The organism is Haloplanus litoreus (assembly GCF_045690335.1).
Classification (GTDB): domain Archaea; phylum Halobacteriota; class Halobacteria; order Halobacteriales; family Haloferacaceae; genus Haloplanus; species Haloplanus litoreus.
On the sequence record NZ_CP147874.1, the window covers coordinates 1901911 to 1919859 of the forward strand.

Consider the following 17949-nt stretch of genomic DNA (forward strand, 5'->3'; position numbering starts at 1 on the left):
GTTCGACCGTGACCGATCCCGTTCGCCGCTGTCCGGACCACGGCTTCGTCGCCGGCGTGTGCCCCGACTGTGGCGCCGTCGGCGAGACGGTGCTGTCGGCCGACCGCCGGACGCGACTCTCGAAATTTCTGAGCGGCGCGCTCCGGCACTTCCCCGACGACGCCGGCCTCTCGCTCGACGACCACGGGTGGGCCGCGTGGCCCGATCTCGTCGCCGCCGCGAGCGAGCGGTACCCCTGGGCCGACGCCGACGCGGTTCCGGGCGTCGTCACCGCCGATCCCAAGGGACGATTCGAACGCACGGAGGGCCGGGTACGGGCGGCATACGGCCACTCCGTCGACGTCTCCCTCGAATCGGCCGGCCGGCCAGTCCCGGACGAACTCTACCACGGTACCGCCCCCGAGAACGTCGACGCCATCCACGAGGCGGGGCTGAAGCCGATGGGTCGCCAGCAGGTCCACCTCGCCGGGACTCGTCCGGCGGCCCGCGCGGTCGGCCGTCGGCACGCGCCCGCGCCGGTCGTGTTCGCGGTCGATGCGGCGTCGCTCACCGACGAGTATCGGATCACGAAACGCGGCGCGGAGACGTACACGGTCGACCGGGTGCCGCCGGGCTACCTGACGCTCGTCGACGGCTAGTCGTCGGTGACGGATTCGGCGTTCGCGTCCCCGTGACTCGGCGCCGAGAGCGACGACAGGGGGCCGCGGTAGGTGGAACGGTAGCCGAACAGCACGTCGTGCCCGTCGTCGGACATGAGGACGGGCCAGAACTCCTCGTCGGCCACCAGCGGGTCGTCGTCGACGTCGGCGAACCGCTCCCCCGGCGCGACGCGTTCGAAGTTCGCGCCGCGGAAACGGTACGTCCGTCCCGGCTCCTTGTACATCGGCTCGGTCACCTCGTAGAACCCCGGATCGGGGGCCGGCGGATCGCCGGGGAGGACACCCGTCGTCCGGAGGAAGGCGACGATGCAGTCGTAGGCGTTGTCGACGGCCGCGGTCGACCCCTGGTGACCCGCCTCCACGTCGAGGAAGCCGGGGAGTTCGACCGACCGGCCGTCGGCGACGACGGTGAAATCGACCACCTGATCGACGGGCAGGTGGGCGACTACCTCGCGCTTTCGCTCGTTCAGATACGCCACGTTGGCGAAGGGTCGGCCGTACGACACCGTCGAGTGGATCCCGAGGGAGATACAGCCTTGCACCTCTGTCATCAGTTCGTGCGCCAGTCGCTCCTCGTACTGGTCGCTCTCGGGGTCGCCGGGGAGTGAACGGTTGAGATCCGTATCGACGTAGCGGATGCCCCGTTCCAGCGCGGGTTCGTTGGCGACGATCAGTTTCGCCGGGCGGTCGACGTCGGGATCACCGTCGAGGAATCGCTCGATTGCGCGGGCGCCACAGGGTTCGTCCCCGTGGACGGCGCCGACGACTGCGACCTCGGGGGTCCCCTCACCGACCGTATGGACCTGCATGGGCGTTTCTGGGCGGCCCGTCCCCGAAAAGCTGTCCCATCGGGACCGCCGATAACAAGGTTGATACCCGTCGCCGGGGACGGTTCCGCCAATGAGGACCCGAGACTCCCGTCCGGAGGTGTTGACGACGGCCGGCGCCACTGGCCGTCCGTGGCGGTGATCACCTCGCCGGCACGGTCCGTCGCCGGCCGACTCGCCGCGACCGACCGCCTCCCGACCGCCCAGCGGGCGATCCTCGGCTACTACGCCGAGACCGGTCGCCTCGACTACCGCGCACTCCGGATCAAGTCGGCCGTCGACGACACCCTCGACGCCATCCTCGACGACGTCTACCGCGGCGTCGAGGCCGCGGTCGCCGACGAGTTGGGCGCCGACGACGTCGCGTTCGAGTACGAGACGAAGCTGACGCTCCCGGCGGAGCTCACCCTCGGCTACCTCTACCGGCGGGCGCTCGCCCGGTCGACACCGGGATACGACCCCATCGAGGACGTGGGGACCGGGATCCGTGGTCGCCTCGGCCGGATCGACCCGTCGGCCCCCGCCAACCGCGAGGCCCGCGAGTACGTCGAACGAGCCGAGGACGCGACGAGTCTCATCGTTCAGGCGCTGCTCGACGGCGACATGCGCGACGCCATCAACGACGACGAGTTCGAGGACTTCGAGGTGCAGATATCCGGCGATCCAGCCCCCGACCGACGTCGCGTGGCGGAGGTAGCCCAGCGGTACCTCCAGGGGGTCGTCGAGGCGGCGTTCGACCGTGCGCCGGACGCAGTCCGGGCGGCCTACGACGACGCAGTCGACCGATCCGAGGCCCACCAAGAGCAGGACGACCGGTTCCGCGATATGCTGGCCGCCGCCCTCGACGGGGACCCGGACGCGGCCGACCGCATCGAGGCCGAGTACAAGTTCGCGCCCGTTCCGGACGACTCCCCAGTTCCGGACCGTGACCACGACCTGCCGTATCTCCGGACCCAGTACGACCGCGTCGGCGTCATCTACCAGGGGATGCTCAACGCCTATCGCGGCGTCGGCTTCGACGTCCCCGCGGCGTTCGGCACGTCCATCGTCCTCGCCATCATCGGCGCACAGATCTGGCTGGACGACGTCGACGACTACCGCGACGACGTGGCCGAGGGGCAACTGACGCCCGTCACGGCCGAGTACGTCCTCGCCGAGGACGACGAGGCGGCTTACGCGAACGTGCTCTCGATCACGGAGCGATACTTCGACCTGGCGCGGGACCACGCCGACGCGGCGGGGTCACCGCTCAACGGCATCGCTATCGAGTACATCCTCCGCTCCGGAACGCCGGAACGGCTCCCGGGAAGCGGGGGGTAGGTTATCCGGCGCCGCCGCCACTGCCGCCACCGGCGTACATCCGCCCGACCTCCTCCAAGTCGGCCGAGCCACAGTTTCTACAGGTGGCTTCGTCCGGTTCGTCGCTGGACGTGATGGTTTTGCCGCAGTCTTGACACTCGTAGTCGTAGAGTATCGTCTCCTCGTCGTCCGGCGCCAGGAGTTCTTTCACCTTGTCCATGAGGCTCATGCAACACCACCATCACCCATGTTCTCAATTATCACTCATAACTGTTCGTGTCTCCCCCGTCGCGCCGTCAGTTTCGGCCGAGGTCGAGGGTCGATCCCTCTTCCACCAGGACGCCGCGGTCGATGGCCGTCTCCAGAATCCGCTCGCACTGCGGCTCCGAGACGTCGTACGCGCCCGTGACGAGACCGGTCAGGTCGGCCCGCTCCATCGGGAACTCGCGGTTCTGGAGCAGTCGGAGGACCTTGTAGTACTCCTCGGGCACCGCCGCTCCGTCGCTTGCGGCGGTCGACTCGCTCGCGTCGGCGCCCTCCGACGGGCCGTCGGCCGCCGCGTCCGCCGTCCCGGTCTCGGGAGCCTCGGCGGCCCTCGTCGGTGCTTCGTCGGCGGATACGTCCCCTTCAGCCGTGGACGCTCCTTCGGACGTCTCCTCGCCGTTCGCCGACTCGCTCTCGGCTGGCGCCGTCGCGTCGTCGGACGCGACAGATCCCGATTCGAAGGTCACCTCCTGGAGCGACGCGGGTTCGGGGTCGGGCGCACTCGGTGATTCGGCCGCCGCCGCCAGCGGTTCGAGGACGCGACGAAGTTTCTCGTGGCAGGTCGAACAGAGCACCGCCGACCGTCCACCCTCCGCCGAGCCGAGGTGATCCGGCACCACCTCGTACTCCCGAAGCGAGTCGCCGATGCCACCACAGAAGTAACAGGACCGCAACTGGACCATACCGACAACTCCCACACGCGCGTGCTAAGTGTTTCCCCTCGTCCGCGGGTTCTCGACGACGAGTGTGTGTCCAATCGTGGCGTGATTTTCCCTATATATCGACGATCTTGGTGAGATCACACGGAAATATTTAATTAGGAACAGTCCATTGGGGAAACCCGTGATGGCACGCTACGTCTGCCCCGGCTGCGACCGGGAACTCGAAGCGGGGCCGTTTCGCATGACCTGCCCGACCTGTGGCGGTCGTCTGGCCAACTACCGACGCTCCCGGTCCTGATCGTCGCGTCGTCAGTGGGAGAGTTCGTCCCGATCGACCGGCGTCGCCGCTTCCCAGTACGCGTCGAACGTCTCGGTCGCCCACTCGCGAACCGTCGTGTCGTCGGTGTCGACCGAGGCTTGGAGGACGCCGTTTGCGTCCCGCAAGAGCAGGTGAACCACGTCGTCGACGACCGTCACCGCCACCGGAATCTCTCCGTCCCTGACCCGCAACCGTGCATCCGGCGTGTCGAGGAGCGAGTCGAGTCGCCGCCGGAGACCGGCGTCGTCGGCGACGGCGTCGAGGGCGCTCCGCGAGAACACCCCACGGAACGTCGTCTCGCCGGCGCTGACTCGCTCCTCGATGACCCTGAGGCTCCCCTCGTTGAACGCGTGGGAGAACACGCGGACCTCGTCCCCGTCACGGAGGAACTCGAGGATGCGCTTGACCGGCGCGTTCGGTTTCGTCCCGCTGGGCACCGTGATCGTGGCGTCCTCGAACCGGCGGAGGTCGAACCCGAGGGCGTCGGTCGGGAGATACCGAACGATGGGCCGGAGGTCGCCCTCTATCTCCATGATCTCCAGGAGGTCGAGAAATCCGTCCGCGACGAGTTCGCCGGTCGCCGTGGCGGCGTACCCGCCGTCGGCCCGGCGAATCCAGGAGCGGTCCTCGAAGTCCCGCAGGATCCGCCCGAGTGTCGCCTGTGAGGCACCGGTCGCCACGGCGAGATCCGTCCGCGTGTGCCGTTCCCGAGCGAGGCGTCGAAGCACTGCCACCCGGTTCGGGGAGAGCGCGAGAAACTCGATCTCCGACAGTGCGGACTCCATACCCGCAGTGGTCCCCGCCGCGACAAACCACTTTCGCCCCGTGAAATCGTTGCACGCCACGAAGACCTACGGCGGACTGCGTTCCTTTCTTGACGTGAAAGATTTTACGAATTAAACTATACGTGGGCGGCTCGTAGGACCCGGCGATGAGTGATCTATCGCGGTTCTCGACGGGCGGAACAGGCGGCAAATCGATCCGCGGCGGGGGCGGGGAGTGAGCGCGGCGGATCGCCGCTCGTTGATCGCCTTCGCGGTCGCGGGCATTCTCTTCGGCGGGACCTTCGTCGCGGCGAAAGCGGGTCTCGCGTACTTTCCACCCCTCCTGTTCGTCGCGCTCCGGTTCGACGTCGCGGCGGTCGCGTTGCTCGCCTTCGCCGCCTACACCACCGACCGTGAGCACTTCCTTCCGTCGACCCGGCGCGACGTAGTGGGGATACTCGCGACCGGCGTGTTCGCCATCGGCATCACGAACGCCCTCCTGTTCGTGGGCCAGGAGTACACCACGAGCGCCGTCGCGGCCATCGTATTCAGCCTGAACCCGATCCTGACGCCGCTTTTCGCGTCCCTCCTGCTGGCGGACGAACGCCTCTCGGTTCGGGGCGTCGCCGGCATGGCTCTAGGGTTCGTCGGCGTGGCTCTGGTCGTCAACCCCGATCCGGCGAGTCTGATGACCGGCGGCGTCGGCAAGGCTATCCTCTTTGCCGGGGCGGCGACCGGCGCATTCGGCAGCGTCCTCATCCGGTGGGCCGGCGGCGGCCTGTCGAGTACGGCCCGCACCGCGTGGGGCCTTCCCTTCGCGGCGCTCTGCTGTCACCTGTTCAGCCTGTGGGCGGGCGAGTCACCCGGGGCGATCAGCTGGACCCCCGAGGCCATCGTCGCCCTCGGGTACGTCGGCTTGCTCGCCGGTGCCGTGGCCTACATCGCCTACTTCGGCCTCCTCGACGCCGCGGGCGCTATCCGGGCGAACCTCGTGTTCTATCTGGTGCCCGTCGTCGCCGCCGTCGGTGGGTGGGCACTCCTCGGTGAGACCATCTCCACCCTCGCAGTCGTCGGCTTCCTGACCATCTTCGTCGGGTTCGGGGTGATCGGAAGCGAGTCGGTCGACCTCCCGACGGTTCGCCACCGGCTCGCCAACCGCACTCCCGACCGCCTCGACACCGGGGCCGAGGAACCGCGGGGCTTCGAAGCGGACTGATCCGGATCGATGTCTCCGTTTCTCGGTCGGAACTGACGTACAGCCGTCCGTACGAGTGGAGCGGGACTACCGCAACAACTGCCGGACACCGACGGCGACGACGAGGTAAGCGGGCAGGGCGACGCCGGCCGCCACGCCGATCAGTAGCCAGTCGCCGAGCGCCAGCGGGACCGTCCCGAAGTACCGGTTGAGTGGCGTATAGAGCACCGCGAGTTGCAGCGCCAGCGACGACCCGACGGCGGCCATCAGCCACGGGTTCGAGAGCGTCGGCGTCTCCCGCAGCCACCGGATCACGTACAGTTTCTCGAACTCCAGGATTACGAACCCGGTGAACACCATCGTCATCGCGTACGGCGTCACGTCGGGTGCGCCGTCGAGGGTGTAGAACATGACACCGAGCATCACGGCCGTGGAGACGGCGCCCGCCCCGCCCATGAGGCTCAGAGTGCTCCGGTCGACGATGCCGCGCTCCGGGTCGCGCGGCGGTCGCTCCATGACGTCGCCGCTCTGCGGATCCGCCCCGAGCGTCAGCGCCGGCAACCCGTCGGTGAGCAGGTTGATCCACAGCAACTGGACCGCCGGGAGGACGAGGTAGCCGTAGAGGGAGGCGAGGAAGACGATGGCGATTTCGGCGACGTTCGCACTGAGCAGATAGGCGACGAACTTCCAGACGTTGTCGAAGATGGCACGCCCCCGCTCGATGGCCCGCGTGATGGTCGCGTAGTTGTCGTCGAGCAACACCACGTCGCTCGCGTGTCTCGCCACGTCGGTCCCTCGCTTCCCCATCGCGACGCCCACGTCGGCGCTTTTCAGCGCCGGCGCGTCGTTGACTCCGTCGCCCGTCATCGCGACGACGTGGCCGTTTCGCTTCAGGGCCTGCAGGATCCGCACCTTGTGTTCCGGCGACGTACGGGCGAACACGTCCGCCGACTCGACCCGCTCTTCCAGTTCCGTCTCCCCGAGTCGCTCGACGTCGCGACCCTCGACGACGACTCCGCCGATACCGAGCGATTCGGCGATGGCCGCCGCGGTGTGGGCGTTGTCGCCGGTGATCATCTTCACCTCGATACCGGCCCGCTTCGTCTCCTCGATGGCGGCGGCCACCTCCTCGCGCGGCGGGTCGATCAGTCCCACGAGACCGACGAGGATCAGTTCCTCCTCCAGGTCGTCGGGCGAGTCGGTGTAGGCGATGGCCAGCACTCGGAGGGCGTCGTCGGCGAAGGACCGCACCTGTTCGCGAACCCGATCCATCGCGGCCGACGACCGGTCGACCGACCCGTCCGACCCGAGGACGCCCGCCGCCTTCGAGACGACTACCTCCGGGGCGCCCTTGACGTAGCCAACGTCGTCGTGGACGGTGCCCATCCACTTGCGCTCCGAGGAGAACGGGACCTCGTCGGTACGGGGGTGGCGCTCGCGGAGCGCCGTCACGTCGATGCCGCGCTCCGCCGCCGCCTCGACGAGGGCCTGTTCGGTCGGTTCGCCATCGTCGACGGTGGCGTCGTTACAGAGCGCCCCAGCGCGCAAGAGGAGGTCCAGGCGGTCCGAGGACGCCTCGTCGTCGTCGAGGTCGGTGACCGCGTCGTTCACCCACACCTTGCTGACGGTCATCCGGCCCTCGGTGAGCGTTCCCGTCTTGTCGGTGCAGATCACGTCCACCGAGCCGAGCGCCTCGACGGCCGGCAGTCGGCGGACCAGCGCGTTCTCGTCGGCCATGGTTCGCACCCCGAGGGCGAGCGTCAGGGTCACCACGGCCGGCAGGCCCTCGGGCACGGCGGCGACGGCCAGCGACACGGCGGTGAGGCCGGCGTCGACGATGTCCGTCCCCCGGATCCACAGGAGCGGCACGACGAGGCTCGCCAGCACGGCGACACCGACTCCGAGATGACGGCCCAGTACGTCGAGTTCGCGCTGCAAGGGGGTCTCCGTTCCCTCGATGTCCGTCAGGTTCCGTGCGATGGTACCGACCTCGGTGTCCATTCCCGTGGCGGTGACGACCCCGACCCCGCTCCCGCGGGTGACGTTCGTTCCCTTGTACACCATCCCGGCCCGTTCGGCCAGCGGCGCCTCGGCGTCCACCGGGTCGGTGGCCTTCGACACTGGTGCGCTCTCTCCCGTCAGCGCCGCCTCGTCGACTTCGAGGGAACTCACCTCGAGGAGGCGACCGTCGGCCGGAACCACGTCCCCGGCTTCGAGTTCGATCACGTCGCCGGGGACGAGTTCGGTGGCGTCCACCTCCGTCGACTCCCCATCGCGTCGAACGGTCGCAGTCGGCGCCGTCAGTTCTCGGAGTGATTCGAGGCTGCGTTCGGCGCGGTAGTCCTGGGCGAAGCCGAAGACGCTGTTGAGTGCGACGATGACGGCGATGAGGATGGCGTCGACGGTGTGGCCCACCAACACCGAGAGCAGGGCGGCGACCAGCAACACCCAGATCAGGACGCTGTCGAACTGCGTCAGCAGGATATCGACCCACGCCCGACCGCTCGTCCCGACGACTTCGTTCTCGCCGTGTTCGTCGAGGCGCCGTCGCGCCTCGTCGGCGGATAACCCCTCGGCGTCGGTGTCGTTGGCCGACAACACTTCGTCTACCGACCGACCGTGTGATTGTCCGGACACGCTCCCACGAACAGCCGCCACCCTAATGGATGTACCCGTTGACACGACGGTGCGCCGAGGAATGCTCCGCCCTCGTCCCGCAAACACCTATATTTATTGTCACTCTCTGCCTACTACGGATATGTACGACACCATTCTGGTCGGGACGGACGGAAGTGCCGCCGCGAACCGTGCGGTCGCCCACGCCCTGGATCAGGCCGAGGCCAACGGGGCGGCCCTCCACGCCATCTTCGTCGTCGACACGGGCCGGTACGGGGAACCGGCGCTGAGCAGCACCGAACTCGTCGTCGACTCCATCGAAGATTGGGGACGCGAGCAACTCGACGAGGTTGTCGACCGGGCCGACGACCTGGGTGTCGACGTGGTAACACGCTGCTGTCACGGCGACCCACACGTGGAGATCATCGCCTACGCGGACGACGTGGATGCCGACGTGATCGTCCTCGGCTACCAGGGGCAGTCCCACGGGTCCACCGACCACATCGGGAGCGTGACCGACCGAGTCGTGCGGAACGCCGGTCGTCCCGTCATCGTCGTCTGAGACGGACTGTTGTAACTGTTTACCGGCCGTCGCCGCCACCGTAGTCGGCGACGGCTGGACATGACGTACAACAGTCCGTCTGCGTGCCGTCCGGGGTCCCGAGCGGCGAGGAGTTCCCCCGACTCGGAGTCGGGTGCCGACGCCGCCTCCCACGTGCGGGTGGGCGCCGCCCTGCTGAACGACGTCGCGCGCCCGACGAGATGCGACGGCTCCGGACACGATTCCCCGCGGACGAGGGATGGGATCGGCTGTTCGAACTCGTCGACGCCGACCGAGCGGCGGCGGTCGGCTATTTCCCCTTCCGCGACCTATGCACCATATGGATCACGTCGACTACGTGTACACGACGGGGATGGACGACGCCGAGGTCGACTCCCACCTCCGGGAGGGTACGGACGCCGTTCTCGCACTCGCCGACGGCGACGAGGCCTACGCCGTCCCGCTGAGCTACCACTACGACGGCGACCGACTGCTCCTCCGCGTCAGCACCCACGACGACGACGCCGAGAAGCGCCGCTTTCTTGAGACCACCGACACCGCCACATTCGCCCTGTACACGGACTCTCCGGAGGCGTCTTGGAGCATCCACGTCCGTGGCCCGATCCGGGAGTGGGACGGCGACCCCGACGAGACGACGATCAACGAGTGGTTCCCCCCTTTTCGTCTGTTCGACGAGGCCGTCGAAGACGTGTCCTTCTCGCTGTACGAACTCGGGATGGAGACGGTGATCGGGCGAAAGCGGGTGGTGTGAGCGACGTCGGCCGACGGGTGGGGCCGCGAATCCACGGTGTTTCAGTCTCCGAAACGGTGGCCGTGGGCTTACTCTTCGGCGGCTCCGAAGCGAGACTGCGGTCGTCTTCCCGACCGCCATTGCTCCCCACATCCCCGTTTTTGATCGTTCGGGCGGCGTCGACACCGACGGACTACTCGTGGTCGAACCGTCGGGAGGAGCCAACGTTGGTGTTCCGCTCGTGGTTTACGAGGCACGCACCCGTCGACGGGGTGCGGCACGCGATCCACACGAGGCCGTCGACATCCTTCACGAGCGCTCCCAAGACGGCCAGCGCTGGAATGTCGGCTCACTACAGTCACGTAGCGATTTGTACTTAAATCGAGGTGTTGTTGGCAGTGGTCGTCGAATTTAGTGTGAGCCCTGCCCCACCTTGTGGCGTACAGTCGTGGATCTTGTTGCCGGAGACACCGGTCGTTTCGTGGACCACGTCACGAGTAGTCGGCGAATCGTTGGCGTACACGTCCGCCTGCACGTCTCGGATCACATTTCTCGTACAGGTGGCAGTGGTGTCGGTTAGATGCACCGCGTCGCCGGTCGTAGAATTACCTGCCCGTCCAACGGTCAACCCGTCGACGGTTGAGTTCGTCACGCCGTCGAAATACACGGCGTGTGCGGCCGATATGAGCGACTGGACACCGTCGATGTGGAGTCGTGAACATCCCGTAGCCACGATGGCACGATTGGTGTGGTTGATCGTGGTGGCGTAGATCTTGTTCTTGTTTCCTGTAATGATGATCTTGTCCTCGGTGCCACCGGCCGAGACGTGACACGACGCGACGGTGTTGTTCTCGCCGGCGAGCGTGAGCGTCGATTGGTTCGAGATGTCACAGCCGACGAACATGACGTAGTCCGCGTCCGCATTGACTTGGAGCGTGCAGCCGTTGAACTGGCAGTCCGCCACCCGGAGGGTGCCCCACTCGTTCTGGGATGAGTTCTTGCCGGCGACCTGGAGGGAATTGCCCCACATATCCTCGAAAGTACAGGACGTGCACCTCGATTCGGCAACGTTGTTGAACTGTATCCCGGCGACGGTAACGGCGTTCCGGGGACCAAAGGTGACGTTCTCGAACTCGACACGACGGTGGTCAGATGTAGGGTCCGTCCGCATCATCCAGTCGCTGGTAAAGTCCGAGACGCTGGAATTGGAATCCGGCTTGATCGTCCCGTTCCGAATCGTGATCGGCGAGGGGACCGTAACCGTCGAGGACACCGTGTACTCGCGGCCGGCGAGGTCTATCACGTGACCAGCGTAGTTCGGGATGAACGTGGTGAGATCGGCAGCAGGTGCGGGTGTGACTGTCTTCCCAGTCGTCCGCTCGTCCGTAGTATGCGAATCCGAGACGATGTCGCCGACGCGGATATCCGCGAACACGCGACGGTCCGAGATGTCGCCACTCGCCGTATCGCTCACTCCCCCACCGACCCACACCTCGGCGACGACTGCCGCGTCGGTCGCCGACAGGTCGGCTGGCCGGGGCTGGTAGGTATCCCGCCGCGTCTCACCGGACGGTTGGGCCGGTGCGGTGTGCCCTTCGGCAACCTGTGGCGTCCCCTCGGAGTCGATGTAGAGGACGTCTTTTCGCGGGTCGCTGTTCGACGCACTAAGCGTCAGCGTCGTCGCACTCACCGGGACCTTCGACCCGGCGACGATGGCGTCGCCGCTAGCCACGTCGACCTCCATCGCGTTCGCCCCATCCGACACAGCACACCCCGAGACGATGGCGTTCTGGTAGCGGTTCCGTTGTTGGTTGGCGTCGAGGGCGTGTGCCCCCCACCCATTCCGAATGTCGTCAGGCATGGTTAGTACTGAAAGGCGCCGTAGCAGCGGCGCTCATCGTCGACGGAGTCCACTCGTGCGGTGTCGTCAGGTGTCGATCGGGTGAGGAGTGGCAGCGCCACCATTCCACCGAGGACTGTGCGCCGTCGCATACCGGCCTGTCTTCTCCCTTGCCTATCAGTCTACTGTCCTCGTCACGGCGTTTGGAAGAACTCAGTAGATCGGTAACGATAGGGTACGGTGTCGACGGCAGAGTTCGTAGCCAACAGTACTAAATTGCGACCTCGCTACTTCATTTTCATGGTCAACTGTGCTCGATGCGGCCGTGATGTGGACGATCTTCAACGCATCTCGCCGGACGTCATCTCGAAAGAGCTAATCGACTCAATCGACCACGGCGAGGAAGACCTTGCTGGGGAAGACGATTTGAAAGTTTGCGCCGAGTGTATGGCTGAGCTGAAGGGAGAGTGACACGAACGGGTCTGGATCGGCCGGGATCGCAAGCCATTCGAATTCCGAAACACGGCCCGCGTCCGTGTGGCTACTGCTAGCGATCGGCTCGTCAGGAAACAGTGCATCCGATCAGCTCACCGATCACCGAGGCCGGCACCCTCGCGTCACGGTGGCACCCCATGACCCGAAGGACCAACCTGCCGTTTTATTCACCTCACGGCCGTAACTACCCCATGATCTCACGAATTCTCGTTCCGATGGACGACTCGGAGATGGCCCAGCAGGCGCTCGCGTACGCCCTCGAGAACCACCCCGACGCGGAGATCACCGTCTTGCACGTCGTGGGCGAACCGTCACTCTGGGGGGGAGCAGCCACGTCACTTGCTCTCGAAGAGGATCTTGAAGGGGCTGCGGAGGAACGCGCAACGGAGGTGTTCGCTGACGCCCAGGAACTTGCGGCCGGATACGGCGTCGAGATCACCACCGAGGTTCAACTGGGCCACCCAGCTCGGGCGATTCTGAACAGAGCCGACGATTTCGATGCGGTCGTCATCGGGAGCCACGGCGGCTCGTTGGCCGATCGACTGGCCGTCGGAAACGTCGCCCAGAAAGTGTTCCGCAACTCGCCCGTCCCTGTCATCGTCGCCCGGTGAGTGGCGTTCACTGAGACTGCCGGACAGACGGACTCGAGCACAGCTAACGGTGTCCGACTGGTCAGTACTACTCCCCTCCGCACCACCCCGATACGGCTCCGTCTCGGCGGGCGGGTGCTCTCTTAGGCGAGGAGTGAAAACAGGAGGTAGGCCCCCACGACCGATATCGTCGGCGTGATCACCCAGAGTGCCACGATGCGAGCCGTCGCTGCGGGATCGAACAGGCTTTCGGCGGACAGTTCCTCGGGATTTTCCTCGCCGACCCGTGGTACGCGGTCCGGAGACGCCTGCAGTGTGTCTGGCTCAGGCGTTTCGCCCTCAGCGAGTTCCCCGACCGTCGGGCTCGCGGCGACGTCCGCAGCGCCCTCAGTCGGAGGGGCTGTGAGTGCGCCGGTCGTGACCCCCAGACCAGGCTCGCCGGGAGGAGACGGGGTGGCTATTTCCGCGAGCGTCCGCGCACGGCTTGCTCGGCCCCACCCGAGCCCAATGATACAACTGGTCGTACTCACCGCGAGACTGGCCGGAATCCCGAGCCACGACAGGACGGTGATGATCGTCGCACCCACAGACGAGACGATGAGCGCTGCCAGAATTGGCAGGTCCGTGACGTCATCTCCAACGGTCGTCAGCGTCCGCCGAGCGATCGTGAACCCACCGAGGCTGATCGCCCCGACCGCCAGAAGAATCGCCGGGCTGGGGTCGATGGCTCCGTTTCCGACGAGTGGGGCGATCGCGTTCGCGGCGTTCGAGGCCCCGGCGCTGAACCCCATGTAGCAGGCAATTGCCACCACAAGCGCCGAGCCGGCTATATCCCGAGGCGCCACGTTCTCGTTGACCGACAGTCGCGGGATTGTCCCCCGAGTGTCGATGGCGATCAACGGATCGGTGAGGCGACCAAACGCGAGTTTGGCGTCAAGATAGGGATAGAGGTACCGGCCGATGAACGCGCCCATAGAGAGGGCTATCAGTGGAGCAACGATCCACGCCGACAGGATGGTAAACATCAGTTCCGCGTTGAGTGTCCCCGTTGCCAGCCCGAGTCCCACGATCGCCCCAACAGCGGTCATCGAGGTTGAGGCCGGGACTCCATAGAGATTCGATATCAAGAGCGCGAGACCGGTGAAAAAGAGGACGCCGACGCTCGCCGCGGGTGTAAAGGCTGCTGCATCGACGATTTGCCTACTCATCGTCGCGATGACGTTCCGACCGATCGTCCACGCTCCGAGGAACGCGAACACAGTAAACAGCGCTCCGGCGGTGACCTTCCTGACGATTCGACTACCGACCGCCGGGCCGAACGCAACGCCGGTAGATGATCCCCCGATATTGAAGCCGACGAACACCGCCACCAGCAACCCCACGACTATCAGGATCCCTGTCACGTTCCTCATCAAGTTTGCTTGCAAAAAAAGAGTTAGGGCTTCGTCTACCGCTCGTTATCCGCCTGAACGAGGCTACAGCCTTCGCGTGATCGGGGCGTATTGCTGTGTTAGTGACAGGCAGTACTCCCGTCGTCCATACTGATTCGGGCACGGCTGCTGAGACCTACACGGATTCTAGACGGAACGGAGTACTGAACGGGGAGAATGTGGTCAGCAAACTCCGAGTGGTCGCTCCGTCCACGATGAGCCGACACAGCCGCCAAGAAGGGGGTGGACAGACCGATCGAGGCTCGACCACGGGCGGTTCTCGGCGAGAAGGTCACTCTACGGGTTCGACCGCCTCTTCGCCGCAGTGGGGGCAGTACCCACAGTTTTCAGCCACTGGCTCCTCACAGGATCGGCAGACGTACTCGGCTTCCTTCCCATCCGTGAACATCCGTTTCGTTTCCTCGAACTTCTTGCCGGCTTTCTCGAATAGACTCACCGTTCGAAGGAGGTGTGGAAACCGAATAAGCATTGGGCAGGATACCGATATCGAACGGTCACTCCAGACTACAGTGCACTTGCTAATATACGACAGGTGTTCAGCACGCTCCGGCCAACGGCAACGTTGCTACGTTCGCATGCGAACACGTTGTAACGGGTCGTGGTACCCCGACCCTCGGAAGGGTTATGCCGTTCTCGCACCTACGTTCGTTTGTAATGGCAAACGGTACGGTTGATTTCTTCAACGACACAGGCGGTTACGGTTTCATCTCGACTGACGACGGCGACCTCGACGACGACGAAGACGTCTTCTTCCACATGGAGGACGTTGGCGGCGAGGACCTCACCGAAGGTACTGAAGTCGAGTTCGACATCGAGTCCTCACCGAAGGGGCCTCGCGCGACGAACGTCGTCCGGCAGTAAGCCCGAGACACCCCGTCTCTCACAGCGACGAACAGCGACGAACAGCGACGAACAACGACATCGATTTTTCGGACGGTCACCCACATAGCCGACGCTATCCGTGTTCTCCGTAGTGAGCGATCCGCACCCTCGTTAGCCCTTACTGGCGTGTTGATCGCGCCCCGTTCAGTTCGCCGAGCGATGTGGTAATATGTGGCACGTCCGAGGCGGCACGGCGATTCCCACCATACCCCGTGACCGGCGATTGGGGCCAGTGTGTGCCGAACTCGCGCGCTGTAATCAGCGGAGCGTGAGCGAACGATCCGGCTGTTGACGGTAGAAAGTGCGTTCAGCAGTCGGGCGCTGCTCTGTGGGTCTGGGATCCGGTGGCCCCGGGGGACGAGATAAGAGAGTGGCACCACAGAGCTAGTAGCACACTGACCCGGAACGGGGACGGACACGCCTCGAAACTCTCTCGCGGCGTTCTCTGTGACGATAGCCGTCTTTTCACTCGCCTCTCGTCGTTTCCATCGGTTCCACCGAGCGGCGTGCGGAAGGTGTCAGGGTGCAGGAACTCTTCCAAACACGGTATAAACGGGTTATACGAATAAGCTACAGAGCAATGCGGTCACGGGTCCACTATTCACCTGTATGACACAGAGATCCCACACCGACGAGCAAGGCAGAGCCCCTGAATCAAAATTCTACCTCCCCGCCGGGGTCTTCCCGCCATTCGGAGCCGGTCGGTTTGAGCGTCTCTGGGCGAGACTGTTCAACCATCGCATCTGAGATATCGAGATGGCTGCGGCCGAACGCGTTGAAACGGCCGATTCGCGGGGGGGTATGTTCCTTCCTGAGTGGTTTACGGTCTGTCCGTCTCATCTGAGCGGTGATATCGAACAGGGCCCTCGTATTCGGAACCGATGACCAGCCGACTCAGTTAAGCCGTCACACGGCCACTGCTACTATCGGAGAGCAACAGTGCAACGTGGCGTTCCGACAGACATCTGAACCATCTCGATTGTACGTTTTGATACGCTAAAACTACCGCCCTACAAAACAATGACTGACATTAAAGCGGTCGTCCGAGTCAAGCACCCCGACATAGTGCTCACCGAGACGGTCACTCACGACCGAAGTTCGAAAGTCAGGTCGGTGTCAGAGGCAGGCACGGATCCAACGTCGGGACGATTCTTCTATCACATAGAGTCCTCCGACTTTCTCCAGTTCGAAGACGGATTACGGAGTGATCGCACCATCGACCAATTCGAACGGGTCATCGAAACCAGAGACGAGGAGGCAATCTATAGCTTCGAGTATACGGACGAAGCGAAGATTCTCTCTCCAGTCATTTCGGCCGCGAGCGGTGTCATCCTCGACATGGAGAACGACGGAAGCGCTTGGATCCTAACGGTGTGGATGCCCGACCGATCGGGGCTGGTCCACCTCTGGGACTATGCACAACAGAACGACATTGATATCGATTTACTGCGAGTGAACGAATACGCTAGTTTGGGTAATACGGACGCGGGGTTGACCGACAGCCAACGAGAAGCACTCCTCGTCGCATTCGAAACAGGGTATTTCGAGGAACCACGGAACGCGACTCTCAGCGAGGTCGCCGCTGATCTGGATATCTCTCAACCTGCAGCCAGTGGTCTCCTTCGACGTGGAATCAAGCGGCTCGTCGTATCGTCCCTGCTGGATGGCAGTGAACAGCCAGATTGAGCAACGACTCCTCGGTGCAGTGGCGACGATGACACCCCGAAGGCACGACACATGTCGCCGTCAGCGCGACCGGTCGGGTGTCGTGACCGGGACGTACCGTACGTTCAGCACGGATTCTGAAACCCTGTCACCGGACGTTCTAAGACACCTGCGGTCCGGATCACGGCGGCACGGTTGACGAGTTCCCGGCCGAGACGGTCGTCGGCGCCGCCGCGCTCGACGGCCTCCACTGGTCGCGAAGCCGTTCGATCCGCGGCTCGAGATCGTTGTCCATCGCAGACAACTGGACGGCAGGCGAGGCTTTGCACCTTTGGCTCGAAGCCAGGGGTGGGATTCGAACCCACGAAGTCTCGATTACAAGTCGAGTGCATGAACCGCCCATGCTCCCCTGGCGCGTGGATTATCGGTTCCCGCGGGAGCGTTTATCGTTTTCGACCTCTCGCTCGAACGCGATTCGGTGCGGACGATACCCGCGCCGTTCGTACAGCCGGATCGCGTCCTCGTTGTCGGCCATCGCCTCCACCGTGACGACGTCGGCGCCGCGCGCCAGCAGTTCGCGCTCCGCGGCGTCGAGTAGCGCCCCGCCGACGCCCTCACCTCTCCGCTCGGGGTCGACGTACAGGTCCCGGACGACGCCACGGATCACGTCCTGGGCGAGCGGACCGCGCTCGATGTCGTAGCGGACGAACCCCACGATGTCGTCGTCGGTACGGGCGACGTCGAGACGGCCGTCCGCCGCGGCCCGGGCCATCAGCTCCCGAATCGCCGCCCCGCTCTCGTCCGGGCGGAGGTGGGAGCCGTAGCGGCGCTGTCCGGCCGCGAGGTCGGCCCACCGGTCGGCGACCGCATCAGCGTCGTCCGGCTCCGCCGACTCGACGGCGACCATACGCTCCGTAGGGCAACGTCGCCGAAGTCAGTTCCGTCCGGGCGACCGACGCCGGTGGTGAACTTCAGTCACCCGATTGAAAGAAAGGTTTATGACCGTGTCACGTTCCCACACAGCACGAGACTTCCACTATGGGATTCACGGACGCGCACGCAAGCGGGCGACTGTTGACGGTCGACCGAGCCCTGGCGGCCGTATTCGTGGCCATCGGGCTCTTTCTGC

At 65.0% G+C, this 17949-nt stretch carries 19 protein-coding genes and 1 tRNA gene; 9 read left to right on the forward strand and 11 right to left on the reverse strand.

Going from position 1 to position 17949, the window contains the following annotated elements:
* Nucleotides 1–8: 8 nt before the first annotated feature.
* Nucleotides 9–638, forward strand: coding sequence for an RNA 2'-phosphotransferase (locus V8686_RS10310; protein ID WP_379703902.1), 630 nt, complete (start codon nt 9–11; stop codon nt 636–638).
* Here V8686_RS10310 and V8686_RS10315 read toward each other — a convergent pair.
* Nucleotides 635–1468: a M14 family metallopeptidase gene (locus tag V8686_RS10315; protein WP_379703903.1), complete on the reverse strand. Its 834-nt coding sequence runs from the start codon at nt 1466–1468 to the stop codon at nt 635–637. The genes V8686_RS10310 and V8686_RS10315 overlap by 4 nt on opposite strands.
* Before the next feature lie 150 nt (nt 1469–1618).
* On the opposite strand from V8686_RS10315, the gene V8686_RS10320 reads away from it, so the two are divergent.
* Nucleotides 1619–2806, forward strand: coding sequence for a hypothetical protein (locus tag V8686_RS10320; protein ID WP_379703904.1), 1188 nt, complete (start codon nt 1619–1621; stop codon nt 2804–2806).
* A 1-nt stretch (nt 2807) separates the two neighbouring features.
* Here the strand turns inward: V8686_RS10320 and V8686_RS10325 are convergent, their stop codons facing one another.
* The 3 genes from V8686_RS10325 to V8686_RS10335 form a co-directional block, all read right to left on the reverse strand.
* A complete protein-coding gene (locus V8686_RS10325; RefSeq protein ID WP_379703905.1) occupies nt 2808–3014 on the reverse strand; it encodes an FmdB family zinc ribbon protein in 207 nt (68 codons plus the stop codon).
* A 67-nt stretch (nt 3015–3081) separates the two neighbouring features.
* On the reverse strand, nt 3082–3732 hold the full coding sequence (locus tag V8686_RS10330; RefSeq protein WP_379703906.1) for a prolipoprotein diacylglyceryl transferase: 651 nt from the start codon (nt 3730–3732) through the stop codon (nt 3082–3084).
* A gap of 288 nt (nt 3733–4020) precedes the next feature.
* Nucleotides 4021–4815, reverse strand: coding sequence for a helix-turn-helix transcriptional regulator (locus V8686_RS10335; RefSeq protein ID WP_379703907.1), 795 nt, complete (start codon nt 4813–4815; stop codon nt 4021–4023).
* 214 nt (nt 4816–5029) lie between these two features.
* On the opposite strand from V8686_RS10335, the gene V8686_RS10340 reads away from it, so the two are divergent.
* A complete protein-coding gene (locus V8686_RS10340; RefSeq protein ID WP_379703908.1) occupies nt 5030–6010 on the forward strand; it encodes a DMT family transporter in 981 nt (326 codons plus the stop codon).
* A gap of 66 nt (nt 6011–6076) precedes the next feature.
* Here V8686_RS10340 and V8686_RS10345 read toward each other — a convergent pair whose 3' ends face one another.
* Nucleotides 6077–8626, reverse strand: coding sequence for a calcium-translocating P-type ATPase, PMCA-type (locus V8686_RS10345; protein WP_379703909.1), 2550 nt, complete (start codon nt 8624–8626; stop codon nt 6077–6079).
* A 121-nt stretch (nt 8627–8747) separates the two neighbouring features.
* On the opposite strand from V8686_RS10345, the gene V8686_RS10350 reads away from it, so the two are divergent.
* Complete coding sequence (locus V8686_RS10350) at nt 8748–9167, forward strand: universal stress protein (RefSeq protein WP_379703910.1); 420 nt, start codon at nt 8748–8750, stop codon at nt 9165–9167.
* A 319-nt stretch (nt 9168–9486) separates the two neighbouring features.
* Nucleotides 9487–9918 carry a pyridoxamine 5'-phosphate oxidase family protein gene (locus tag V8686_RS10355; RefSeq protein WP_379703911.1) on the forward strand — a complete coding sequence of 144 codons (432 nt, stop codon included), beginning with the start codon at nt 9487–9489 and terminating at the stop codon, nt 9916–9918.
* 355 nt (nt 9919–10273) lie between these two features.
* Here V8686_RS10355 and V8686_RS10360 read toward each other — a convergent pair whose 3' ends face one another.
* Together V8686_RS10360 and V8686_RS10365 are read right to left on the reverse strand one after the other, a co-directional pair.
* Complete coding sequence (locus tag V8686_RS10360) at nt 10274–11758, reverse strand: hypothetical protein (protein ID WP_379703913.1); 1485 nt, start codon at nt 11756–11758, stop codon at nt 10274–10276.
* Nucleotides 11759–11760: 2 nt separating this feature from the next.
* Nucleotides 11761–11889, reverse strand: a complete 129-nt coding sequence (locus V8686_RS10365; protein WP_407343883.1) for a hypothetical protein — start codon at nt 11887–11889, stop codon at nt 11761–11763.
* 148 nt (nt 11890–12037) lie between these two features.
* On the opposite strand from V8686_RS10365, the gene V8686_RS10370 reads away from it, so the two are divergent.
* Together V8686_RS10370 and V8686_RS10375 are read left to right on the forward strand one after the other, a co-directional pair.
* A complete protein-coding gene (locus V8686_RS10370) occupies nt 12038–12208 on the forward strand; it encodes a hypothetical protein (protein WP_407343885.1) in 171 nt (56 codons plus the stop codon).
* Between the two features lie 215 nt (nt 12209–12423).
* On the forward strand, nt 12424–12843 hold the full coding sequence (locus V8686_RS10375; protein ID WP_379703916.1) for a universal stress protein: 420 nt from the start codon (nt 12424–12426) through the stop codon (nt 12841–12843).
* Between the two features lie 122 nt (nt 12844–12965).
* On the opposite strand, the gene V8686_RS10380 is transcribed toward V8686_RS10375, so the two are convergent.
* Both V8686_RS10380 and V8686_RS10385 read right to left on the reverse strand, forming a co-directional pair.
* Nucleotides 12966–14225, reverse strand: coding sequence for an inorganic phosphate transporter (locus V8686_RS10380; protein WP_379703918.1), 1260 nt, complete (start codon nt 14223–14225; stop codon nt 12966–12968).
* Between the two features lie 319 nt (nt 14226–14544).
* Nucleotides 14545–14709, reverse strand: coding sequence for a hypothetical protein (locus tag V8686_RS10385; RefSeq protein ID WP_379703920.1), 165 nt, complete (start codon nt 14707–14709; stop codon nt 14545–14547).
* A gap of 218 nt (nt 14710–14927) precedes the next feature.
* On the opposite strand from V8686_RS10385, the gene V8686_RS10390 reads away from it, so the two are divergent.
* A complete protein-coding gene (locus tag V8686_RS10390; RefSeq protein WP_379703921.1) occupies nt 14928–15134 on the forward strand; it encodes a cold-shock protein in 207 nt (68 codons plus the stop codon).
* Between the two features lie 1041 nt (nt 15135–16175).
* Nucleotides 16176–16841, forward strand: coding sequence for a helix-turn-helix domain-containing protein (locus tag V8686_RS10395; RefSeq protein ID WP_379703922.1), 666 nt, complete (start codon nt 16176–16178; stop codon nt 16839–16841).
* A gap of 319 nt (nt 16842–17160) precedes the next feature.
* On the opposite strand, the gene V8686_RS10400 is transcribed toward V8686_RS10395, so the two are convergent.
* Nucleotides 17161–17234 (reverse strand) — tRNA-Thr (locus tag V8686_RS10400).
* A 7-nt stretch (nt 17235–17241) separates the two neighbouring features.
* Complete coding sequence (locus V8686_RS10405) at nt 17242–17727, reverse strand: GNAT family N-acetyltransferase (protein WP_379703923.1); 486 nt, start codon at nt 17725–17727, stop codon at nt 17242–17244.
* Nucleotides 17728–17949 lie beyond the last annotated feature (222 nt).

Excerpts from the sequence above, each read along its gene's own strand:
- V8686_RS10325 (WP_379703905.1), bottom strand. The coding sequence starts at position 3,014 with ATGAGCCTCATGGACAAGGTGAAAGAACTCCTGGCGCCGGACGACGAG.
- V8686_RS10390 (WP_379703921.1), top strand. The coding sequence starts at position 14,928 with ATGGCAAACGGTACGGTTGATTTCTTCAACGACACAGGCGGTTACGGT.
- V8686_RS10395 (WP_379703922.1), top strand. The coding sequence starts at position 16,176 with ATGACTGACATTAAAGCGGTCGTCCGAGTCAAGCACCCCGACATAGTG.
- V8686_RS10330 (WP_379703906.1), bottom strand. The coding sequence starts at position 3,732 with ATGGTCCAGTTGCGGTCCTGTTACTTCTGTGGTGGCATCGGCGACTCG.
- V8686_RS10360 (WP_379703913.1), bottom strand. The coding sequence starts at position 11,758 with ATGCCTGACGACATTCGGAATGGGTGGGGGGCACACGCCCTCGACGCC.
- V8686_RS10335 (WP_379703907.1), bottom strand. The coding sequence starts at position 4,815 with ATGGAGTCCGCACTGTCGGAGATCGAGTTTCTCGCGCTCTCCCCGAAC.
- V8686_RS10365 (WP_407343883.1), bottom strand. The coding sequence starts at position 11,889 with ATGCGACGGCGCACAGTCCTCGGTGGAATGGTGGCGCTGCCACTCCTC.
- V8686_RS10355 (WP_379703911.1), top strand. The coding sequence starts at position 9,487 with ATGGATCACGTCGACTACGTGTACACGACGGGGATGGACGACGCCGAG.
- V8686_RS10315 (WP_379703903.1), bottom strand. The coding sequence starts at position 1,468 with ATGCAGGTCCATACGGTCGGTGAGGGGACCCCCGAGGTCGCAGTCGTC.
- V8686_RS10350 (WP_379703910.1), top strand. The coding sequence starts at position 8,748 with ATGTACGACACCATTCTGGTCGGGACGGACGGAAGTGCCGCCGCGAAC.
- V8686_RS10405 (WP_379703923.1), bottom strand. The coding sequence starts at position 17,727 with ATGGTCGCCGTCGAGTCGGCGGAGCCGGACGACGCTGATGCGGTCGCC.
- V8686_RS10375 (WP_379703916.1), top strand. The coding sequence starts at position 12,424 with ATGATCTCACGAATTCTCGTTCCGATGGACGACTCGGAGATGGCCCAG.
- V8686_RS10370 (WP_407343885.1), top strand. The coding sequence starts at position 12,038 with ATGGTCAACTGTGCTCGATGCGGCCGTGATGTGGACGATCTTCAACGC.